General features: G+C 61.7%; 23 protein-coding genes and 1 pseudogene. 6 read left to right on the top strand and 18 right to left on the bottom strand.

Translation table 11 applies throughout. The features are described 5' to 3' along the window. Nucleotides 1-262: 262 nt before the first annotated feature. The 14 genes from EKO19_RS27845 to EKO19_RS27780 form a co-directional block, all read right to left on the bottom strand. Nucleotides 263-961, bottom strand: coding sequence for a hypothetical protein (locus EKO19_RS27845; protein WP_129780660.1), 699 nt, complete (start codon nt 959-961; stop codon nt 263-265). A 10-nt stretch (nt 962-971) separates the two neighbouring features. Continuing rightward, complete coding sequence (locus EKO19_RS27840) at nt 972-1457, bottom strand: mismatch-specific DNA-glycosylase (RefSeq protein ID WP_217705652.1); 486 nt, start codon at nt 1455-1457, stop codon at nt 972-974. Nucleotides 1458-1534: 77 nt separating this feature from the next. Then, the gene (locus tag EKO19_RS27835; protein ID WP_129780658.1) at nt 1535-2152 is read right to left on the bottom strand and encodes a hypothetical protein; all 618 of its coding nucleotides are present in this window, start codon (nt 2150-2152) and stop codon (nt 1535-1537) included. Further along, a complete protein-coding gene (locus tag EKO19_RS27830; protein ID WP_217705651.1) occupies nt 2149-2571 on the bottom strand; it encodes a ribosomal maturation YjgA family protein in 423 nt (140 codons plus the stop codon). The genes EKO19_RS27835 and EKO19_RS27830 overlap by 4 nt, the downstream gene beginning before the upstream one ends. A gap of 3 nt (nt 2572-2574) precedes the next feature. After that, entirely contained in the window at nt 2575-2922 is a 348-nt protein-coding gene (locus EKO19_RS27825; protein WP_129780965.1) for a GNAT family N-acetyltransferase, read from the bottom strand. A gap of 68 nt (nt 2923-2990) precedes the next feature. Beyond that, complete coding sequence (locus EKO19_RS27820) at nt 2991-3200, bottom strand: BrnA antitoxin family protein (protein WP_129780657.1); 210 nt, start codon at nt 3198-3200, stop codon at nt 2991-2993. Further along, nucleotides 3197-3490: a BrnT family toxin gene (locus EKO19_RS27815; RefSeq protein ID WP_129780656.1), complete on the bottom strand. Its 294-nt coding sequence runs from the start codon at nt 3488-3490 to the stop codon at nt 3197-3199. Before EKO19_RS27815 ends, EKO19_RS27820 begins: the two co-directional genes overlap by 4 nt. 60 nt (nt 3491-3550) lie before the next feature. Next, nucleotides 3551-4027, bottom strand: coding sequence for a hypothetical protein (locus EKO19_RS27810; RefSeq protein WP_129780655.1), 477 nt, complete (start codon nt 4025-4027; stop codon nt 3551-3553). 97 nt (nt 4028-4124) lie between these two features. After that, nucleotides 4125-5207: an alpha/beta fold hydrolase gene (locus tag EKO19_RS27805; RefSeq protein WP_129780654.1), complete on the bottom strand. Its 1083-nt coding sequence runs from the start codon at nt 5205-5207 to the stop codon at nt 4125-4127. Nucleotides 5208-5286: 79 nt separating this feature from the next. Then, the gene (locus tag EKO19_RS27800) at nt 5287-6114 is read right to left on the bottom strand and encodes an alpha/beta fold hydrolase (RefSeq protein ID WP_129780653.1); all 828 of its coding nucleotides are present in this window, start codon (nt 6112-6114) and stop codon (nt 5287-5289) included. Between the two features lie 79 nt (nt 6115-6193). Further along, nucleotides 6194-6889: a DUF1223 domain-containing protein gene (locus EKO19_RS27795; protein WP_157995464.1), complete on the bottom strand. Its 696-nt coding sequence runs from the start codon at nt 6887-6889 to the stop codon at nt 6194-6196. 31 nt (nt 6890-6920) lie between these two features. After that, complete coding sequence (gene uppS, locus EKO19_RS27790; protein ID WP_129780651.1) at nt 6921-7649, bottom strand: polyprenyl diphosphate synthase; 729 nt, start codon at nt 7647-7649, stop codon at nt 6921-6923. 39 nt (nt 7650-7688) lie between these two features. Further along, nucleotides 7689-8075: a winged helix-turn-helix domain-containing protein gene (locus tag EKO19_RS27785; RefSeq protein ID WP_129780650.1), complete on the bottom strand. Its 387-nt coding sequence runs from the start codon at nt 8073-8075 to the stop codon at nt 7689-7691. After that, nucleotides 8065-8655, bottom strand: coding sequence for a hypothetical protein (locus EKO19_RS27780; protein ID WP_129780649.1), 591 nt, complete (start codon nt 8653-8655; stop codon nt 8065-8067). Before EKO19_RS27780 ends, EKO19_RS27785 begins: the two co-directional genes overlap by 11 nt. Nucleotides 8656-8851: 196 nt before the next feature. On the opposite strand from EKO19_RS27780, the gene EKO19_RS27775 reads away from it, so the two are divergent. Beyond that, complete coding sequence (locus tag EKO19_RS27775) at nt 8852-10624, top strand: LTA synthase family protein (protein WP_129780648.1); 1773 nt, start codon at nt 8852-8854, stop codon at nt 10622-10624. Nucleotides 10625-10717: 93 nt separating this feature from the next. Here the strand turns inward: EKO19_RS27775 and EKO19_RS27770 are convergent, their stop codons facing one another. Beyond that, nucleotides 10718-13993 (bottom strand): DUF748 domain-containing protein, encoded by a 3276-nt coding sequence (locus EKO19_RS27770; RefSeq protein ID WP_175597219.1) that lies wholly within the window; start codon nt 13991-13993, stop codon nt 10718-10720. Nucleotides 13994-14101: 108 nt separating this feature from the next. Then, nucleotides 14102-15412, bottom strand: coding sequence for a gluconate:H+ symporter (locus EKO19_RS27765; protein ID WP_129780646.1), 1311 nt, complete (start codon nt 15410-15412; stop codon nt 14102-14104). A 191-nt stretch (nt 15413-15603) separates the two neighbouring features. On the opposite strand from EKO19_RS27765, the gene EKO19_RS27760 reads away from it, so the two are divergent. Next, nucleotides 15604-17490 (top strand): endo-1,4-beta-xylanase, encoded by a 1887-nt coding sequence (locus tag EKO19_RS27760; RefSeq protein ID WP_129780645.1) that lies wholly within the window; start codon nt 15604-15606, stop codon nt 17488-17490. Nucleotides 17491-17514: 24 nt separating this feature from the next. After that, nucleotides 17515-17994, top strand: a complete 480-nt coding sequence (locus EKO19_RS27755) for a cupin domain-containing protein (RefSeq protein ID WP_217705649.1) — start codon at nt 17515-17517, stop codon at nt 17992-17994. On the opposite strand, the pseudogene EKO19_RS27750 reads toward EKO19_RS27755, so the two are convergent. Continuing rightward, nucleotides 17989-18117: pseudogene (locus EKO19_RS27750) on the bottom strand (DUF1348 domain-containing protein); the annotation flags it as partial. The gene EKO19_RS27755 and the pseudogene EKO19_RS27750 sit on opposite strands and share 6 nt — an antisense overlap. 136 nt (nt 18118-18253) lie before the next feature. Here EKO19_RS27750 and EKO19_RS27745 point away from each other — a divergent pair. The 3 genes from EKO19_RS27745 (at nt 18254) to EKO19_RS27735 (ending at nt 21611) form a co-directional block, all read left to right on the top strand. Continuing rightward, on the top strand, nt 18254-19414 hold the full coding sequence (locus EKO19_RS27745) for a glycoside hydrolase family 88/105 protein (protein ID WP_217705647.1): 1161 nt from the start codon (nt 18254-18256) through the stop codon (nt 19412-19414). After that, nucleotides 19411-20661: a DUF4861 family protein gene (locus EKO19_RS27740; RefSeq protein ID WP_129780644.1), complete on the top strand. Its 1251-nt coding sequence runs from the start codon at nt 19411-19413 to the stop codon at nt 20659-20661. Before EKO19_RS27745 ends, EKO19_RS27740 begins: the two co-directional genes overlap by 4 nt. Before the next feature lie 65 nt (nt 20662-20726). Continuing rightward, entirely contained in the window at nt 20727-21611 is an 885-nt protein-coding gene (locus tag EKO19_RS27735; RefSeq protein WP_217705646.1) for an endonuclease/exonuclease/phosphatase family protein, read from the top strand. Here EKO19_RS27735 and EKO19_RS27730 read toward each other — a convergent pair. Then, entirely contained in the window at nt 21521-22081 is a 561-nt protein-coding gene (locus EKO19_RS27730) for a FecR family protein (protein WP_129780642.1), read from the bottom strand. The genes EKO19_RS27735 and EKO19_RS27730 overlap by 91 nt on opposite strands. Between the last annotated feature and the right edge of the window lie 157 nt (nt 22082-22238).

The following is a 22238-nucleotide window of genomic DNA, read 5'->3' as shown; positions in this document are numbered from 1 at the left end:
CGTCGACCCCAGCAACCCGGCCAATGACCCCACCGCCAAGCCAAACGAAACGCCCGTCCGCATCCGAAAATCTCCCCGTAACAACCTCGTAGCCGCCCCGGCCCCGAGGTCCGGCGCACGACTCATTTGTAGCGGGCAGTTTGGCCCATCCGGCTGGGCCAGGAGGGTGCGGGGGGAGGCGGATCACGCCACGATTGGTGCGCGACGTGACAGGGGGTGGGATTGGGGCGGTTTCGGCGGAAAGGTCAGCGTGGAACTCGGCTCACTCCAAGTCCTCCCACTCGACCTCAACTTCTCGTGATTCCTGCTGGTTGTACGCAGTGAGGCGTGCCGATACGTGTTGCCCGGCCCAGTCGATACTCGAGACGACATACCTGTACTCAGCCCCGTGCTGCTCAGCCGCCAGACGCATCGCCTTTTCAGCCGTCTCACCCTTCAATGTGAATTGAAGCAACCCTGCCATGGCGATTGCCAATGCCCCACCCGCAGCGAAGGCCGACTTCGGCACGCCGATGCTTTGTCCCGCCGCTGCGCGAGCTGCGAGAACCGGCGGAGCGCGCAGCGTCCGATACACCCAAAAGAACGCTACCAGCATCGCGGTGATCAGAACGATCGCGAGGAAGGAACCGACCGGCGCCTGACGAAGGGTGAACTGCCAATAATCCAACGGCCACATCCATGGGAGCACGAATAGGATTCCGAGCACAAAGCCTGAAAGCATGAAAGCACTGAACCAGCACACCAGGCGCGCCGCGCTCAGGCTGCCTCTCAGCAGAAAGATGCCGGCCACGACAGCGAAGATATTCAGACTCGACGAGTAGCTGAGCCCGTTGACGATGCAGTAGATCATGAAGCCGATATCCAGCAGCCCGATGACCACCAGGGTCCAACCGACGCGGCGAAGTATCTGCAGATGCTCTGACACTTCGTTCAGCCCCCTCTGTCCTGGTCCATCATCCATTCAAGCCAGATCATGAGATCTCCGTGGTCACTGTTCCGTGCCGGTTCCGCACCAACTCTGCAAGCTCATGCCACCGCTCAACCTGCCACCAGCGACGAGCCGCACCGGACGGTGACGGCAGCACGAATAACATCGACGAACCGATAGTTTCTTCGAGCAGACCGTACTCGACCGGCCTTTCGAGGAACTCCTCCGCCGCGCGCTTGCTGGTGAACGCGACAACCGCCGGCTCGAACTTCAAGACCTTCTGACGTAATGCATCTCTGCCGAAATGCTCTTGCCGAAGGATCACGTCATTCCCGGAAACATTTTTGGCCAGATCCGTGAAGCCAATCCCCAACGCCGCGGCCCTCAGATATTGCTCGGGCTCAAACCGGCTGGGCGTGAGCCCGATCTCATGCAGCGTTCTCCAGAACGCATTACCGACACCCGCATAGTAAGCACCCCGAAGCGCCGATCGGGTGCCAACCGCCGTGCCACAGAACACCACCGCCATGCGAAGCTCGAGGCTGTCTTTCAGAATCTCCGTCATGGTGCGCTCATGGCAATCAGCTCGCTGATGAAAGCGGAGGCTTATTCTCCACAGTCCTCCCGATACGAGACAGGTTTGAATCGCGGGACCTGTCCGGGATGCCTGGCCCGAAGTTCGATCGATTTCAACTCCAGGGATTTCGCCGTCTCGACGTCTGCCGACGCTCGCGAGGCGGCGGCATAGATCCACAGAAAATCGGCGTAGGCAACCGGATCTGTTTGCTCGATGCCCAGACTTTCGAGTCTGGGCATCGCCTTGGCGAAGTATGTAACGGCCTCCGCGGGCCGCTTGGTCGCAACCAGGAACCGACCGAACTCGATCCAGTTTTGCGTCAGGTATGCTTTGTTCGGATCCTCTGGAATGCTCGCTCGCATCGAGATCGATTCGCGAAACAAAGCATCCGCTTCAGCCGTCCTGCATAGCTGCGCATTCGATCGCGCCAGTCCGTAGGTTGCTATGGCCCGGTACTGCGCATCACCCGCTTTCTCCGCGAGACCCAGCGCGTTCTGATACTTCTCCACGGCCAGCTCGTATCTCGCTGCGTCATAGGCACGATTGCCTTCGGTATTCGCCTTTATCACCGCTCTCGTCTGCGCCTGCACGCTGATTGCAAGCATGAGTGAGAAGACCACGAAAAACACCACGCGAAACCTGGTCATTCTTCCCTCTCTCCCGAACTCCATTCACGCCCCACCAACAAAGCATCGACCAGCGCCGCGATCAGAATCCCAACGCCATAAGCCACGATGTCGCCCCACGAAAAAGTGGAGCCAAGCGCCAGGTGACCGAGCGTCGTAGCTCGAATCGCGTTGAGCCATGGCGCCTGATAGAGCTGCAGGAACTCTACGGCACACGAGATGGCAAAAGCGAGAACCGCAAGACCGGCAGTCGAGGCTCTGGGCTTGATGAAAGCCAGCCCGACAAAAACCATCATCGCCCACAGCGCATCGCCGGGATACTTACCGAGGACCGCGGGAAACAAAGATGGGAACCGCCGCGAAGCCAGTCCCAGCGCAATAACCGCGACCACGCAGACGAGCAGCCACAACCGGCTGCGGGATGTTTCAATCGATTTCAATCGCTACAGCTCGTGTGCGTAAACGATAAAGCCCTGGTGCTCGGCGACCTTATCGTACAGCGCCCGACCCTTGTCATTGGATGTGTGCGTCTGCCAGTACACACGCGAGCACCCCGCCTCGCGGGCCGCTTCGTAGACCGCCAGGATGAGCTTGCGGCCGACGCCCTGGGCCGTGAAGAAACGTTCCCACGTGGCGGCAGTAATCGACTCGGCCAGCGCCGTCTCCCCAACCCGGCCATAGAACGCGTTATAGCCATCCCAAAGCGGCCGCCAGCCAGCATAGTCGGGCCGCTCGATGGGCGAACGAGAATGGAGTCGCGCATGGAGTGATTCGACCGACGAGACGAACAGACTCGCCGGCGAAGCTATCCCGAGCACAACTCCGCGTCAACGCAGCTGAGCGATGTGCCGGCTGGAAGTCACTCCCACTTCATGCTCAGCTTCCGATCCGACTGGGCGCAATCCCTCAGATACAAATTGATGAGGTTCTGATACGGAATGCCGTTCTTCTCGGCCAAACCGCGAAAGTAGTCGATAGTGTCTTCGTCCAAGCGAATGGTGAGCTGCTTCTTCGGCTTGCGAAGGTATGGATTCTTTACGGATTTCGAGAAGTCGTAACGTTTCTTCATCGCAGCCACCAACGATACTGATGTTGTTCCTCCCGGTCTGCTTTCCGAGCGGAAATGATGCGTATGACCGACTCATCTTCCCGATAGCAGTGGCACACGACAAGAATGCGCAGAGCTGAGCTCAGACCAAGCAGAACGAAGCGATCCTCTTCGTCCGAATGCTCAGGGTCAGGTATGACCCGGGCATTCTCGTCAAGAAAGGCACTGCGTGCCTCCTCGAATGAGATCCCGTGCTTCTTACGATTTGCACGGCTCTTTCCCTCATCCCATTCGAACACCAAGTCGGTCATGGGCGGATCCACTATAACTACAGTGTAACTACATGTCCAGTCCGTGCCTTCCGTGCATAGTTAACCCGCCTGCTCGAATGGAAGTGCCTGAACAAAAGCGGCTAAGCGAGTCGCCTCGCCTCTGGTGAGGTCCGTCGGTAACTCCAGCGTAATGACCATATCTGGACGGAGAACAAATGAGTGCTCCAGCAACTCAACGTCCTCAGCCAGGACATCACCGTTCTCCACTGGGTCTCGTTCCAGTGCCTGCTTACCCCTGGCGGCAGCCGACACCTCGAGAGTCTTGACCTCCCAAACGAACCTCGATGGCCAGCCGTGACGGCCCTCGACATATTGCCCACATCCCGATTCCTCGAGTGCTCGGAATGCCGCGATCACCTCGCTCTTCTTCAGGTCAAAACCGTCATTTGCCAAGTGTCGAAGCATACGATGCAGCTTGGTCTCGTTCTGGTTCTTGTCTCGCTCTGCGAGGTGGTCACAGATCGCTTGCACAACCTTGTTTTGTGCATAAGCGGCCTTTAGCTTCTCGGTTTCCATTCTTTTCTTACGCCTGCGCAAACCTTAACGTTTCGGCAGGATAGACGGACTGAGCTGGCCCGGTGTACCTATACCAGGGTGGAATCCCTCTTCTCCGCTACCTCCCGGGACCGCCCTCCGAATCCTGCAACAGCTCGATCAGATGCTGTTCCCACACCTTGGCGATCGTATGCGTACCATGCCCGACCGTGTCGGGGCCGAGTGGAATGAGGATGGCCTTAGCGTTGGGGACGCGCTTGATTTCGCGCTCCAGAATCTGCAGTTCCGGCGGATTGATCAGATCATCCGCGGAGTTGATCGCGACCAGCGGCGCCCGGATCTTCTCGAGCGACGGCGAGGGGTCGTAGTCCTGCGACGCCGAGAGTTGATACAGAACATCGTTGGCATCGGCTGTCTTGAATGCATCGGCGACATACGCATCGAGCACTGCATCGCTGCGCTGGAGCGTCGGCATGTTCTGCTGACGGATCACTGGATTGCTGCCCATCAGGAACAGCATCTGCTCCGCCGTCCGCAGCGATTGCGGCTGTTGTTTGTAATTGCCCTGCTGCCATTGCGGATCGTTGCGAATGGCATCGATGATCACGCGGCGCCAGACCCGGTTGCGACCGGAGATCGGCCCGGGCAGGCTGGCCAGCGGCATGAGCGCATCCATGAAGTGCGGGTACTGCTCGCCCCACAGCCAGGTCTGCATGCCGCCCATCGAGGTGCCCATCACCAGGCGCAGATGATTGACGCCCAGTTCCTGCAGCAGTCGATGCTGAGCCTCGACCATGTCGCGATAGCCGTACTTCGGAAAGCCGGCGCGCAGGCCGTCACTGGGTTTGCTGGATTTGCCGTGCCCGATGCCGTCCGGCAGAACGATGAAATATCGGGTCGCGTCGAGGACGCCGCCGGCACGAAACAATCGTTCCGAGAAATCCGGGCGCAGAAATTGAGCGCCGCTGCCGCCCGTGCCGTGCATGACCAGCACGGCGTTCTTCGCCTTGCCCTGCGCATCGCGCTCGAGCTTGCCGACCGTTCGGTAATGCAGCCGCAACTCGGGCAGCACTTCGTTCGACTGGAACCGGAAATTCTTGACGACCACGTCGCCTTCGACCGGCGCCGGAACGCTCGTCTGCGCGAAGGCGCCTGGTAACGCCAACCAGCTCAGCAGCAACAACAATCCAGGTCGAGTCATGAGGCCGCTCCGATAGAGACCCGCGGGCGGTCTCTATCGTGCCGGGCTCATCCCGACCTGGCAACGCCGGTGCGCCAGCTCAGCCGCGAATGAACTTCAACAAGTCTTCGTTGATGATGTCCGGATGCGTCGTGCACATGCCGTGCGGCAGACCCGGGTACACTTTCAAGGTGCCGTTCTTCAACAGCTTCGACGACAGCAGCGCCGAGTCCGCAATCGGCACGATCTGATCGTCGTCACCATGCATGACGAACACCGGGCACTCGATCTTCTTCAGATCCTCGGTGAAGTCGGTCTCGGAGAAGGCCTTGATGCAATCGTACTGGGCCTTGATGCCGCCGATCATGCCCTGACGCCACCAGTTGCCGATCACACCCTCGGAAACTTTCGCACCCGGACGATTGAAACCGTAGAACGGACCGGACGGCACGTCGCGATAGAACTGCGCCCGGTTCGCCACCAGGGCGGCGCGAAAACCGTCGAACACTTCGAGCGGCAGACCGCCGGGATTCTTGTCCGACTTGACCATGACCGGCGGCACCGCGCCGATCAGGACGGCTTTGGCCACACGTCCACCACCGCCGTAACGGGCCACGTAGCGCGCGACTTCACCGCCGCCAGTGGAGTGACCGATATGCACCGCCCCTTTGAGGCCGAGATGATCGGCCAGCGCGGCAACGTCGGCCGCATAGGTGTCCATCTCATTGCCGTCGAACGTTTGCGACGAACGACCGTGACCGCGGCGATCGTGAGCAATGACCCGATAACCCTTGCTCAGGAAGAACATCATCTGGTTGTCCCAATCGTCCGCGCTCAGCGGCCAGCCGTGATGGAATACCAGAGGCTGTCCGGTGCCCCAGTCTTTGTAAAAAATCTCGGTGCCGTCTTTGACTGTGATCTTGCTCATGATGTGGCTCACTTGCGCAGGTTGAGGAAGGGAGAGTAGAAGCAGGGCCGGACACTACAGTCTGAGAGCGTGTTCCGACTCAGCGCAATGCCAGCGTCGCTGCTCCCGCGACCGCGCCCTGATTCTTACGCTGGAGTATTACAGCCACAACACTAGCATCGCGCGGCAGGTCCGCGAGCGACACTACCTTGCGTTGCGGCCGCCCGTTCCACGTACCCAACTGCTTGAACGAGCGCACCACGTTGAAATGTTTCAGGGTGCGATGGGCGTTTTCGCCGCTCTCGACCCGGGCGGTCGCTTCCTTCAGATAGCCGACCAGGTACACGTCCATGGCTTCGCGCCAGGCTTCCAGGAAGTGGATGTACAGCGTGTCGCCTTCCTTCGCCAGCGACAGCCGCAGCGAATCCCGATCGCCTTTGACGGCACGCTCCACTTCGGTGCGATTCGAGCCCACCAGACTGGTATCGCCGCTCACCACGATCTGTGGAGTAAAGGCGCCGCTCCGGGACAAGCGCCGGACGTAACCGCGCTGACGCTGGGTGGCTTCGGGAATCGAGAATGGGTCCTGCCAGCCCTGGTCGTCCCAATAGTCGACGTGATAGGCCAGCGCGATGATGCCGGGCTTTCTGGCCAGCTCGCCCAACAAGGCATCGGCCGGCGGACACGAGCTGCACCCCTCCGAAGTAAACAGCTCCACGACCACCGGTTGCGCCGGCGCACCCGCCGACACAACCAGGCCGAACCCGGCCAGCCACGCCTTGACTAGGCTTCTCACGAATCGGTCCCGGTGATCCCCCGCCGGTCCATCAACGCCCGATGCCGGCACCTTGTTGCATCTGAAGCCGCACGGGCTCCGTCGTCTCTATACACCCAAAGCGTCGATCCCGGCGCGAGAACTCGGCAAGCGCCGCCTGAAAATCCTCCTCGTCGAAGTCCGGCCACGCCCGCGCCACGAAATGCAGCTCGGCGTATGCGCACTCCCACAACAGGAAATCGCTCATGCGCTGCTCGCCGCCGGTGCGGATCAGCAGGTCGACCGCGCCGACCGGAATGGAATTGTCGACCACCGCGAGCTGGCGCGCGAAGCGCTCGTGATCGGTGGAAACGAGCAGACCGAACGAGCGGCACACCTGCATCAAACTCCATTGCGCGGAGTAGTCGATCGCGATGCGCAGAATCATTCCGGTGCAATGGGCCGTGGCCTGCTCGGACGCCTGGATGAGCGCCAGCAAGCGAGACTCGAGCCGGTCGCGCCGGCCGATGATGTTCAGGCGGATCGACTGTTCCAGACAGCGACTGGTCTGCTCCTTCAAATAGCGGCGAAACAGCCCGAACAACGCCCGCACTTCCCCTCGCGGCCGCTGCCAGTTCGCCTGCGAGAATGCGTACAGCGTCAGCACGTCGACCCCCTGGCGCGCCGCCGCCGTGACGACGCGATCGACGGCTTGCGCTCCAGCGCGATGCCCCGCCGTTCGCGGCAGACCGCGTTGGGTCGCCCAACGTCCGTTGCCGTCCATGATGATTGCCACATGCATTGGCGAGTACTCTACATTACAGAGCGAATGAACCGGAAATCAGCCGCGGGTCGCGCGAATGACCGCTTCCACGTGATCGAGATAGCGATTCAACGCCGCCCTGCCCTGCGCGGTGATTTGATACGCGGTGCGCGGCCGGCGGTCTTCGAACGACTTGGTGCAGCTCAGATAACCCGCATCCTCGAGCTTGCGGGCGTGCCCGCCGAGGTTGCCGTCGCTGATGTCGAACAGGCTCTTGAGCTCGTTGAACGTCATTTCTTCGCGAACCGCGAGCGCGCTCATGATGCCCAGCCGGACCCGTTCGTAGATCAGACGATCGAATTTCGACTCGCCGCCGTCGCGCGTCGTCGATGCCACCGTGGCGAGCTTGCGTTGTTGATGCGCGCTCGCGCCGGCGGGCGTTCGTGCTTTAGCTTTAGCGGCCATGGACGTCTCGACCGATCAGGATGCCGAACAGGATGTGCAGGCCGCCGAAGCCCAGTCCGAGCAGTGGGATGTGAAACGACGCCGGCACCATGAAGGCGATGACGCCCAACACGACGAAACAGACGCCCATCCACGCCACGATCATCTTGATGAAGGCGCTCGCCGAAATCAGCGAGCATCCATACAACAGCAGCCAGGCGCCCGGGATGGCGGCGATGTCATTCGCCTTCCACAGCACGCCGCTCAGCACGGCGCCGGCGAACAGACAGGGAATCAGCCCGAGCAACAGCTTGCGACCCGGCGTGCCCATGGCGATGAAAGAAACGACCGAGGTCGAGCGGGTCATCAGCAGTGCGCCCGCGAGCGCGGCGATAGGACCCGCCGCCACCCAGATGGCGAACCAGTGAGGCGCCAGATCCGGCAACAACGACATGACCGTCGCCGCCAGTCCCACCATGCCCATGGCGATCCCGGCCGAGCCCGGCACCGCAACACAGCCCGCCGCATCCATCGATTCCCGGATGTATCGCAGCGTCGCCATCGCGTGAGAATCCAGACTGACGGTTTTCGCTGACGGCATGGTTGCAGCCTCGCAAGTGCGCTCGCCGTCCAAATTACGAGCGCGGCCCGCAAGCCGTCAAGTACTCTGCGGTGCAGAGTTTATGATCAATTGTGGCAGCTGCCCGCGACCGTAAGCTGTCTGCGCCTCGCGACTGGGAACTTATCGGCGTCGCGAGCAACTTAAACCTACTGGCAAGATTTACGGGGCGCGGCGGGTGAGGTCGACACAGCATCAATACAGTGCACTGGCAGCGCCGCCGGCCGCGGTTTCATCGAACAAAGTCATCGCAGGCTGGGCGGCGCTGGTGGCGATCGGCCTGACATTGCTGGTCAGCTATCTCGATCCCGCCCTGCCCTGGCCGATCTCGTTTTCGCGCGCCGAGCCGTGGGCGCTGGTGTTCCTCAATCTGGTTCCCGTCTTGATCCTGCACGGGGCGCTGCTGATCGTCACGCGTCGCCTGCTGCTCTCGTGCTGGCTCACCGTGCTCGCGCTCGGTGCGCTGTACTTCATCAACTATATAAAGCTCAAAGAGCTCGCAACGCCCCTGCTGCCGGACGATTTTCACTTCTTGAAGGCCATCGGCGTCAACTATGCCTTCTTTGCTCAGTACCTCGCCTCGTCACGGTTGCAACTGCTGTTCGCGATCGGTGTTCTCGCGGTCACGTTGCTGCTGTATCGGGAGCGGCCGATCGGCTCGATCAAGGGCGGTGTTCGCTGGGGCGCGGCGGTCCTGACCGTCATTCTGTGGAGCACGCTGGTCCAAGGCAGCGCGCCGTGGAAAACCGTTTACTACCCCGGGCAATTGCAGTTCGAACCCTGGGCGCCACGTGATAGCGCCGCGCGTACCGGCCTCATCACCAACATGATTCTGTTGCATTGGGAGTTGCGCGGCGACTCGCAACTGCAACCGAATCTCGATGCATCCATCCAGCTGCTGCGTGATTACGGACTCACGTCGATGCCTGCGGCGTTACAGGCGCGCTCGCCGCTGCCGGACATCATCGTCGTGCAGAGCGAATCGTTGTTCGATGTGACGCGACTGAAAGGCATCGACACCGACGTCATGCCGACCCTGCGTGCGGCCGCGAGCCGAGGTTGGTCCGGCGAGCTGCGAGTGCCGACCTTCGGCGGCGGCACGATCCGCACCGAGTTCGAGTTCCTCACCGGGTTGCCGCTCGCCGCATTTCCACACGTGAGATACCCCTACCTGCAGCTCGCCCATGCCGAGATCCCGAGCATCGTGCGAGAGCTGCGCTCGAATGGCTATCGCACAGTGGCCATCCATCCGAACGGCGGCGCGTTCTGGAATCGCAATCATGCGTTTCGCGCGCTGGGCTTCGATCAGTTCCTCGATGCCGACGCGTTCGAAGGCGCGGAGCGCTATGGTTGGTATGTCAGCGACTCATCGCTCGTGGATCGCGTCATCGCCGAGCTGCGCGACGACGATCCGCCGCAGATGATCATGGCGATCAGCATTCAGAATCACGGCCCGTATGAAACGGTGCCGCTGCCCTCCCCGGAAAACCCCGGACGGGTCCAGGCGAGCCTCGACGCTTCCTCCACCCACGCACTGGAAACCTACATGACGCTGGTTCGAGCGTCCGACCAGGCGCTCGCCCGCCTGCTCGAGTTCGTCGACAACCGCTCGCGCGACACGATCCTGCTGGTCTATGGCGATCACCTGCCGGCGATGAACGATGTGTACGCGCAGCTCGGCTTTCGCGATGGCCGCCGGCCGGAGGAACAACCGGTGCCCTGGCTGCTCATCGACAATCGTTCGCGCGAGCCACGTGTCCAGGAGGGCCCGGCCTGGTTGCTGCCGACCTTGCTGATCGAAAAGACCGGCCTCGCCACGTCCCGCTATTTCTCGGAGCTCACCGACCTGGGATTTTCGGACGCCGAGAGTCGCGTGCCGTTCGATGTCCTGAAAGTGCTCGCCCGGCTGCAATTCGACAGCCGCCTCGGTCTGCTCGACACTTTGAACTGACCCTGCTCCTCCGATTCGAATCGGGTCGACCGCCTATGCCGCCGTCGCCCGAGTACGTCGCCCAGCCGTGCGCATAGATGCCCCAGCCCTCGGCTATTCCAGCTTCAACTCCATCCGCACCCGGTTGGATTCGGATTTTCCTTCGCTACGCTCGGCGGTGATGAAGACACGCTCGGGATTCAATTCGGTGTTGGCGAGCAACGTGTCTTGCACGGCCCGGGCCCGTTGCTGAGCCAGCGCCGTCAACGCCGCATCGTCGGGCTTCATGCGATCGAGCAGCGACTGTTCCAGGAATTTCAGCCGCGCGTCGAAGTCGATGCCTTGGTCGGTTTGAGTCTCCGGCGGATACGCCGGCGCCGACCTGGTCGCTTCCTTGTAGACCTTCTCCATCGCCGTGATTCGCCGACGTTTCGCAGCGTCGTCTTTCAGCTCCTCGACGGGCGGCAGCTTTTCGTTCAAGGCGGCGCGAGCGATCGCTTCACTGTCCTGCGCGGAAACGACAGTCAGCGGCACGCTGAGCTTCAACTGAGGACGCTCGACCAACGCCTTGGCGAGCTTGTTCAGGTTCTCGGTTTGTGACACCTGCAGCTCGGCCTTGCCCGGGTCGAAGTCGACAAACTGCATCTCCTCGCCGCCGCCGAACAGAGCGCCGAGCGCGGCGAACGGCGCGGTCACGATCTTGGTCAGCAGATTCAATACTGCTTTCCAAATGATGGGACCGAGGCGGAACTTGGGATCGTCGAGCGTACCGCTCACCGGCAGGTTGAGATCGATGATGCCGTGACGGTCTTTCAGCAACGCCACCGCGAGCTTCAATGGAATGGGCGCGGCGTCCTTGGAGTCGGTCTTGTCGCCGAACTCCAGATTGTCGATGACGACGTGATGAGCCGCGTCGAGCTTGCGATCCTGCACCAGGTATTTCAGCTCGGTCGACAGTTTGCCCTTGCTGATGTTGTAGCCGGCGAACTTGCCCGAATAGGGATTGAACGTGGTCAGCTCCATGTTACGGAAGTTCATGGAGAGATCGGTGAACGCGGTCGCCGACAGCAGGTTGACCTCGCCGTTGATGTCCACCGGCGCGTACTTGTCGACCTTGCCATCGAGCTTCACCTTGGCGCGCGACTTCGGGTCGCTCGACAGGCCGGTGACGGTGCCGTTGAGTTCGAGAATGCCGGTGGCGAAGGAGGGTTCGATGGAGTAGTCGGCGAAGTTCGCCGAGCCGTCGATGAATTGGACGGTCTTGATGCGGACGGGGAACATCGGCCCCGAGGCCGCGTCGTTGCCAGCAGCCACCGCAGACTTCTTCGACGCCGCGCCGTCGCGCTTCACATCGCTGCCGCTGGCAGCCTCTTTCGCCGCGGCCTGCTTCGCAGCCGCTTGCTTCTCGTTCGGCTGCTTACCGGCAGGCCGCTTCGCGGCCGCCTGTTTGCTGTCGGACTTATCGTCAGCTGTGTTCGCGGTCGCCTGTTGGGTGGCCTTGGAGTTTTCGTCAGCCTTCGTCGATGCCGCCTTTTCGGTGATCGTGGAGTTCTCGTCAGCTTTCGTGGCAGCGGCCTGTTTGCCCGTGCCTGAGCCGTCATCGGTTTGTTGATCCTCGTTTGCCGGCGCCGGCGTACCGTTCGGACTCAGCACCTTGGTCACATTCAGCGTCTGATCCCTCGCGATCACCACCTTGCCATACGGCTGCCGGGCCACGATCCGATTGATATCCAGCTTGTCCGGGTTGTGCGAGAAGTCGATGCCGGTCACAGCCAGGCTGCGCCACTTGACGAAGTCTTCGTTGACCAGCTCATCCGTGGTACGCACATCGGCGACCAGCACCTCGCCTTTGAATTTCATCGGTGGCGCCGACTCCGGCATCGCGGCGTATGACACATTGCCCTTGGCGCCGAGGCGACCGGAATGCAACGTCATCGCCGTCATCTCATTGAGATACGACTGGATCGCAGGCAGCTCGAAGTCCTTCAAGTCCACCGCAAGCTCCGCGCTCAGCGGCTCCAACTGCACGTCGCCCTTGCCGAGAAACTTGCCCTTCTTGTTTATCGTCACATCCGCGTCGACCTGCACCTTCGCCGCCGCATCCGTACTCCAGCCGTTGACCGTGAGCGCAATCGGTGTGAGCTCGAACTTCGCGACCGGCTTCACGCTGCGGTCCTCGGCAAGCACCGTGCCCTCGCTCAACTGGATGGTCTCGGCGTGAATGCGCCAATCGCCATCGTCAGCCTGCGAACCGAGCGGCGCTGGCTCTTTCGCTGATATCGATGAGTCAGGGTTCGCGGCCGCCGGCTTCGCACTCGCCGTTTGCGCACCATTCTTACCCGACGCCTCACCGAACAAACGCATCAAGCTGATCGACCCATCCGGCTCGAGCGCCACGTCGACGTGTGCGCCCCGCACATCGATCCGCTTCATCCCCACGTCGCGCTTTTCATAAGAAAGAGCAACATCATGAATATCCAACGCCGGCAATTTTATCGGCGTCTCCTTCGCCTTGCGCTGCTTGATCGACAAATCCCGAACCTGCAACGAAGGCAGCGCGGCTTCGAGGCTGAGCGTCGGCGTCATCGCCAGACGATAGCTGCCATCGAGCGTGGCATGACCGGAGGCGAGCTGAAACGGCAGCATGTCCTCGGCATAAGAATCGATGGTCGCCGCTTTGAGACCAGCGACCCGGAACTTGCCGGTCGATCCCAACGGCTGCACCGTAAAGAGGCCGGCCCACGACAGCTGCTCGCCGGACATCGTGGTCCCGGAGAAGTCATAGACATTCTCGTAGTTCAGATCGGTCTTGAAATCCGTGAGCGTGAACTTGATCGGCGCGATGACCGCGGTGAACGGGTCCGCGCGCGTGTTATCGGTGAAGCCGATGCGACCGTCGCGAATGGCCAGCTTTCCGATCCGCACTTTCGGCAGCGGCGTTTCCGCCTCTTCGCTCGGCGGCTCCTTGGACTCCGGAGTCAGCTTCGCGAGATTCACGGTGCCGTCCTTGGCGATGATTGCGTTGATGTCCGGCGCGGAAAGCTCCACTTCCTTCAAGACCACCGCGCGCTGCCAGAGCGACGACGCCAGCTCGGCGTTGACATAAAGGTGCCGGAAAGAGACGACCGGCGAGCCGTCGGCCTCACGCAGCGTCAGACCGGCGACGCTGGTATCGAAAGCAAAGGGATTGAAACGGATCTCGCCCACCGACACTTGGCGATGCAACTGTTCGGTGACGTAGCTCTCCAGTTGCGCGCGAGCAATTCGCGGGACTGCGAAAAAGCCCAGCAGCGTGTACAGCATCACCAGGGTCACAACGATCATGACCGCGACCAGGTGCAGCCGGAGCAGGGCAATGAGGGGCGCGGCCAGCCGCTTGACGGTACTCATGGCCGGCATTTTCACCGACGTTGCCCTGCAGCCGCCACCCTAAAGCGGGCATGAAATGTAACCGGACGCGGCGTCAATACGTTCCGCGTGTTCGAATTCGTGCCCCGACTACAGCAGCGCGTTCAGCAGCAGTACGAAAACCAGCCCGAGACTGCCCACCAATGTTTCCATCAGGGTCCAGGAACGGAAGGTGTCGCGCAGGCTGACCTGGAAATACTCCTTGAACATCCAGAACGCCGAATCGTTGACGTGCGAACACATCAAGCTGCCGGCCCCGACCGCCAGCACCATCAGATTCGCGTCGACACCGCTGATTTCGATCAGCGGCGCAACGATGCCCGCCGCTGTCAGGCCCGCGACGGTCGCCGAGCCGAGCGCGATCCGGATGGCGAAGGCCACCAGCCAGCCCAGCACCAAGGGATGAATCGGCGCGTTGGCGAGCAAATTCCCCAGCTCTGTGTTGACGCCGCTGTCGACGAACACCTGCTTCAGCGCGCCGGCACCGGCGATGATGAGCAGGATGCCCGCGATGTCGCGAATGGCATGACCGTAGCCATCCATCAATTGCCCGAGCTTCCGGCCCCGCGCCACGCCGAGCGTGATCGAGCCGACGAACAACGACACCAGCATCACCAGCATCGGATTGCCCAGAAACTCGATGAGCGTGCGCGTCGTTGCATCGACGTTCGCGTAACTGAGTGCCGTCGCGCCGCTGATCAACACCACCGGCAGCAACGCGCAGGCGAAACTGTTGAACGCGCCGGGCAGCTGGTCATCGGCGAGCGTCGTCGGTTTGAACAGCTCCGAGGGACCGCCCGCGATTTTGGTCAAAGTACGTGCGAACAACGGACCGGCGATGAGCAGCGTCGGGATGCTGATCAAACAGCCATACATCAATGTCATTCCCATGTCGGCGCCGAACTGCGCCACCAGCGCGGTCGGCGATGGATGGGGCGGCAGAAAGCCATGCGCGATCGACAGGCCGGTCAGCATCGGAATGCCCACCAGCATCGGCGGCAGCCTGGAGCGATAAACCACCGAAAACACCAGCGGCACCATCAGCACGAAGCCGACGTTGTAGAACAGCGGAATGCCGACGATGAAGCCGGTGAGCGCCATTGCGAGCGGCACGCGGCTGGGACCGAACAAATGCATCAGCGTCTCGGAAATCCGCTGCGCGGCGCCGCTGTCCGCGATCAACTTGCCGAACATCGCACCCAGGCAGATCACGATCGACAGCGAGCCCAGCATGTCGCCGATGCCACGCTCGATGGTCTTGGGAATTTTCTCGATCGGCAGGCCCAGCACCAGGGCCGCGATCAACGACGTCACGATGAACGCGACGAAAGGCTGAACCCGCAGGATCGCGATCAAGGCGATCAGCAGCGCCACTGCGAATACCACACCGAGAATCGTCATGCGCGCGCGGCGCTCGTCTGAATCGTGCGCAAAAGGTCTCCCCCGCTCGATGTTTCCTGCAGTTGTGGCCCGGCTCGACCGGCCGGTTCCGTGGCCATGATGATACCGCTACCAGTCACAGTCAATCGGTGCTAGCGTTGGCCGGCCAAAGCGCCCGATCAACGCGACCAAACCATTCTGGGGGATCAGTCATGAGCATGGATTTTCGTGCGTTCCTTGGTGCGTTTGTAATCTTGGCCGTGCCGCTCACCGCGGCGGCGCAGACCGAGCCCATCGTCGTCGAAGCGGAATCCGCCAGCATCAGCCCCGCCTATAGCATCGGCAGTACCGAAGGCACCACTTACGTCACCATCGTCAACGATTCGCCCGGCTTCGGTCCACCCGCGACTGCCGACGGTGCGCTCACCTACTCAGTCACGTTTCCAGCGGCCGGAAATTATGACCTATATGCGCGCTTCCGCGTCGGCCCCGGAGGCGGCAGCGACGATAGTTTCTATGTCGGCAATGGATTTGGCGACAAGGTCGGCACCAGCCAGTGGGTGCTGATCAATCAAGTGGACGGCGGCGGCTTCACCGCGCCCGCCGACACTGTTCGCAACGGCGGGCCGGCAACGACCAACGTGTTCAAGTGGTTCAGGATCACGGGCTTCGCGGGCCCCGCGACCTGGACCGTGCCTGAGGGCGCGCTCACCCACACGCTTTCCATCGGCGGTCGCGAAACCGGCAACTTCATCGACAAGTTTACATTCGGCCGGCAAGGCTCGTGGTACACGGTCAACGATCTGGACACGGGCTCGGCCGCCACCGGCACACCGCCCCCTCCGCCGCCGCCACCCTACACGCCGCCTGGCCCGCCCATCGCGACGGGCAAGCCGAAATATCTGGGCAGCGCGCACAGCCCGGCGCAAACACCCAACTTCGCCGCGTATTGGAATCAAGTCACGCCGGAAAACGGCGGCAAGTGGGCCACGGTCGAAAGCACCCGCGACGTGATGGACTGGACGCAGTCGGATGCGGCTCATCAAATGGCGCGCACCCATGGGTTCACCTTCAAGTGGCACGTGCTCGTGTGGGGCAATCAGCAACCGGAATGGCTGCAGAACCTGCCGCCGGCCGAACAACTCGAAGAACTGCACGAATGGTTCGCAGCCATCGCCGAGCGTTATCCCGATCTGGAGCAGATCGAAGTCGTGAACGAGCCGCTGCACGATCCGCCGCTGACCCCGGCGAATACACCGCCCGGCCAATCCTGCGGCGGTTGTGGCAACTACTATGAAGCCCTGGGCGGCGCTGGAGCCACGGGCTGGGATTGGATCATCAACGCATTCGCCCTGGCGCGGCAGTATTTTCCAAACGCCAGGCTGATGCTCAACGACTACAGCATCACCAACGATCGGCATGCCACGGAGAGTTATCTCGGCATCATCAAGTTGCTGAAGGCTCGCGGCCTGATCGATCTGGTCGGCATCCAGGGCCACGCGTTCTCCACCACCGAGCCGGCGCCGATGCCGAATTTCCGCGCCAATCTCGACTATCTGGCGAACAAGTCGCAACTGCCGATCTATGTGACCGAGCTGGACATCGATGGCAACGACGATCCGGTGCAACTCGCGGGCTATCATAAGATCTTCCCGCTGTTCTGGGAGCATGAAGCGGTCAAAGGCATCACATTGTGGGGCTATCGCCCGGGCCATTGGCGAACGGCACAGGGCGCGTGGCTCACTTATGAGAACGGCGCCGAGCGTCCGGCGATGCAGTGGCTACAACGTTACGTTCGAAACAACCTGGCCGAGGTTCCGTATCAGTGGTTCTCCGTTGCGCGGAACGCCGCTGCGGGCACCGTCGTCGGTACAGCGCAGGCCACCGACGCTGATGCGGGCACCACGTTCTCGCAGTGGCAAACGGAATATTCCAGCGGCGGAATCTTCGTAGTCGACGCCGACACCGGAGCGATCACCGTCGCCGACCCGGCCGCCCTGCAGGCCGTGAAGAAAGGCACGCAGCTGAAGTTGTATCTATCCGTGTGGGACGGCTATCAACGTAGCAAGCCCAACAAAGTGTTCATCGACGTCCGATAACTATCGTCAGACGCGGAGCCGGCCATGGCGGTCGGCTCCGCTTTGCAGTCACAGGAGCCCATTGTGATCACTCTCCGCGATATGACCATTGCCGCGCTTTCCGTCACCGCGACCGTCGGCGTCACCCTCGCCGCTTCGGGCGCGAAAACCATGGGTTCCGTGGCCATCGAATGGAACGACGTTCCGCTCAAACAGGAGGAAGTGCGTGCCGTCCGTCAATTCTTCCGCGCACCGACCGCCACGCTCAACGAACTGGAATTGCACGTCACGACCTTGCCTGCCGGTGCGACCTCACACGCTCCTCACAAACATCCCAACGAGGAGCTGGTGATTGTCAAGGAAGGCACGGTCGAAGTGTTGGTCGATGGACAATTGAAACGCGTCGGCCCGGGCTCGGTCGTGTTCAACGCCTCGAACCAGATGCATTCGCTGCGCAATGTCGGCGACGGACCGGCGACGTATCACGTCATCAACTGGACGTCGGCGGCAACGCCCCGCTCATAGACCAAGATCGCTCAACCCCGGATGATCGTCGGGCCGCCGGCCTTGCGGCCAACGATACTTGCGCTCGGCTTCGGCGATCGGCAGATCGTTGATGCTGGCGTAGCGCTTTTGCATGAGCCCGTTCCGGGTGCGCATGCATCGATCCAATTCACGCATCGAGCAATGCGTGACTGCACTGGATAAAGCCTGGCCGCAGGGTTGTCACCGGCAACCACGTTCATGACAATCTCAGGGCCCTCATCGATCATCGAGCGGACCCATGATCGCCACACGCAATGCAGGACTCTTCGCGACGTTCCTTGCCAGCCTCGCGATGCTGACCGGATGCTCCACGACATCGGCTGAGCCTCAGCCGGCCACGCTCGCCAAGAAGAACTATTTCTCCGACTGGCCGGAAGAAGCCGATCCCGCCAGGGTCGGCCGCCGGATCGCCAATAACTTCGTGGCGCGCGGCTTCGACTTCCAGCTGAATCCTTCGCATCGCTGGATCATCTATCCCGAGGTTTGCGCCTGGTACGGCGCGTTGCAGGTCGCGCAGCTCACTGCGGATCGGAGCCTGCAACAACAGCTCATCGGCAAGTTCGATCAGTTCCGCACGCCCGAGGGCGCGGACCGGCTCAGCCCCCGCTCGCACGTCGACTACCGGATCACCGGCGTCGTTCCTCTGGAAATCTATTTGATCAACGGCGACGCGTCGTATCTCAGCCTGGGCCGCGACTTCGCCGACAAGCAATGGGAAAGCACGACGCCCGACGGCATCACGACCGAGGCGCGTTACTGGTCCGACGATCTTTATATGTTGCCGGTGTTGCAGGTCCAAGCATATCGCGCGACCAAAGATCCGAAATATCTGGATCGCGTCGCCCTGACCATGGTGGCGTACCTCGACCAGCTGCAACAGCCGAACGGCCTGTTCCTGCACAGCCCCGACTCGCCCTTCTATTGGGGACGCGGCAACGGCTGGGTCGCGGCCGGCATGGCCGAGGTGCTGTCGGTGCTGCCGCCGGCACATCGACACTACGCTCGAATCATGCAGGGCTATCGATCGATGATGGCTGGACTGATGAAGTATCAGAAGACCGATGGTTTGTGGCTGCAGCTGATCGATCAGCCGGACTTCTGGCCCGAGACCTCGGGCAGCGCGATGTTCACATTCGCGCTGGTCGAGGGCGTGAAGCGCGGCTGGCTCGAAGCGCCGACCTACGGGCCGGCCGCTCGCAAGGCCTGGCTCGGTCTGGTGTCCTATGTCGATACGTCAGCGAATGTTCGCGAAACCGTGGTCGGTACCAACAAGGCGTCGAAAGAAGTCGGTCCGGACCTCGACGTGCAGAAGAAATATTACTTCGATCGTCCGCGCAAGACCGGTGACCTGCACGGGCAGTCGCCGATGATGTGGACGGCTGCGGCGTTACTGCGATGACGAAGCACGCACTCTTGATCGCTACGGCGCTGAGCTTGCAGCCGACCGCGGTCCTCGCCGCGAAGGCGACCGTCGTTCTTTACAACGAAGGGAAACTCGCGCGCCCCGCTGAGACCGTCGTCATTCCCTTCGCGGCAGTCAGGGAAGCGCTGCCCGACTTGATATTCGATCAAGTCATCGTGCGCGACGCCAAGGGCGCGATCGTTCCGTCGCAAGTCACGGCGATGAAACACATCCACAAAGGCCCGGCCGAATACGACGACCTGATCTTCCAACATGAGCTTGGCGGGAACGATCAGCGCGTGACCGTCACCATCGAATCCACCCGCACGCCCCAGCCGCCGTTCGCCAGCAAAGTCCGGGCGGCCTACGTGCCGGAACGCTGGGACGACTTTGCCTGGGAAAACGATGTGGTCGCGCACCGGGCGTACGGCCCGGCACTCGCGGAACCTCTCGCCGGCAAGGATCAGATGACCAGCAGCGGCATCGATCTGTGGACCAAGAAAGTGCCCTACCTGGTGGCGGATCGCTGGTATCGCAAAGGCCACGACGGTCTGCACACGGACACGGGCGAAGGCCTGGATTTCTATGAAGTCGGTCGCGGTCGCGGCGTTGGCGGCGTGGGTCTCTGGGACGGACAGCAATTGGCGGTGTCGGCCAATTGGCAGACTCATCACCTCTATGCCAACGGCCCGGTGCGAGCCATCTTCGAGCTCACCTACGATTCGTGGGATGCGGGCAATGGAGTGCAAGTCACCGAGCGCAAGCGTTTCATCGTCGACGCCGGTCAACAGCTCGACGAAGTGCAGAGCACGTTCGACTTCACACCCGCAGCTGGCAGTGACGGCACGCTGACCGTGGGCATCGGACTCACCGAACATCCCGCCGCCGCGGACGTGCAAGTGAAAACCGATGCGAGCAACAAATTCATGGCGATCTGGGAGAAATATACGGATCAGCCGTCGCACGACGAGCTCGGTACGGGCATCGTGCTCGCGCCCGAGGCGAAGCTCGCCGGCTTCGCTCGCACGACGCCCCCTGCCAAAGGCCGACCTGACAGTCTGCTGCTCGTCAAAGTGAAGCCGGGTGAAACCATCCGCTATTTCGCCGGCGGCGCCTGGAAGCCGGCCGGCAAGATCACGACGGCCGCAGACTGGAATGTCTATCTGGCGTCGAAGGCCAGGCGGCTCGCGACGCCGATTCGAGTGGAGATCAATGGCGTGCCGCTCAGATCGGGCGTGCCTTAAAGCTCGAGGCCCTGTTGCTGTAATCTGTCGGCTCGACAGCAAGGGCATGCCCGATGACCTCAATCATGAGCCGACGATTCCTGTTGTGCCTCGTTGCATGGCTGCCGCTCGCTCTACCGGCACAGGCGCAGCCGCTGCGTGTCATGACATTCAACGTTCGTTTGCTCACCGGCGACGATGGCGTGAACAGATGGGATGCCCGGCGGGATCTGGTCGCGGAGATGCTGAGTGCGGAAGATCCTGACGTCATCGGCACGCAGGAACTCTTCAAACGCCAGGGCGACGACATCGTCGAGCGTCTGCCGCAATTTGTCTGGTTCGGCGAGGGCCGTCGCGGCGGCGATGAGGACGAACACATGGGCGTGTTCTATCGCAAGGACCGCTTGCGCGTGCTCGAGTCCGGTAACTTCTGGCTGTCGGATACGCCCGAGGTGGCCGGCAGCCGCACCTGGGGAAATCTTTATCCCCGCATGGTGACCTGGGCACGCTTCGAACGCATCGCCGACGGCGCGACATTCACGTTCTACAACACTCACTTCCCCTATCGTGACAGCGACGAGCCGACACGCGTTCGCTGCGCCCAGCTCATCCGCGATCGTCTCGGCGAGTTATCCCCCAGGGAACGCGTGATCCTGGTCGGCGACTTCAACACGACACCGGAGAGCCAGGCACACGCGACTCTCGGCAACTTTCTCATGGATGCCTGGACTGCAGCGGCGGAACGCAGCGGGCCGGAAGGCACGTTTCACGGCTTCACTGGAAAACCCGAGCGGCGGATCGATTGGATATTGTTTCGTGGGTTGCAGACGAACCGGGCGCGCACCGTAACGACCCAACGTGACGGACGCTTTCCGTCGGATCACTTTCCAGTACTGGTGGAGTTTGAGCTTGCGGGTGGCGTCGCGGCCTCGGCAAGTACCCGGGAAGAACAGTTCTTGGGCGAGTCCTGAGTATCGCCCGTCTCCAGGGTCCTGACGAAGGCGCCGCGATGATTGGTCTGTACGGTGCCGCCGTGGACATCCACTCTCACGCAGTCCCATGTAACCGACACAGTAAAGCTCGTTCCAAGGGCGATGGCCTCGATTCGATCCGTTTGTACGACGAACGGTTTCGCTGGATTGTGTGCCACCGTGAACGTTGCCCTGCCCCGCTGCAGATTCACGAGACGACGCGTGCCCGCGAAATCGAATTGCATCCTGGTTCCGGGAGCCATCGCCACCAGGCTGCCATCCGGCAGACGTTCGTTGCGCAGCTCGTTGTTCGCCGCTGCAACCACTTCACCGCGGATTTCGCTGATGGTGACCCCATTGCTGGCGACGAGGCCGCCACGCTCCGACTCGATCATCCAGAGCACGGCGAGCCCACCCACGAGCAGCATCGCGACGAGCCACCGGCCGCGGAATTTTCGGACACCAGTCATTGAAATACCTTTGTTATACGATCATGCATCCGGCGCCGGGCGCTCGTTCTTTTGACATCCCCTAGGGGTTTTATTGGCAACTTCGAAATAGATCGGCCGACCCGGGGGCGCAGCCTCTGCATCGCGCCAAGCTTCCAGTGCGACGAAGCTAGTGCGA

The sequence above is a fragment of the Peristeroidobacter soli genome, from assembly GCF_004138485.1.
GTDB lineage: Bacteria > Pseudomonadota > Gammaproteobacteria > Steroidobacterales > Steroidobacteraceae > Steroidobacter > Steroidobacter soli.
The sequence above is the reverse complement of the archived record's forward strand: the minus strand, read 5'-3'. Positions and strand labels throughout refer to the sequence as shown.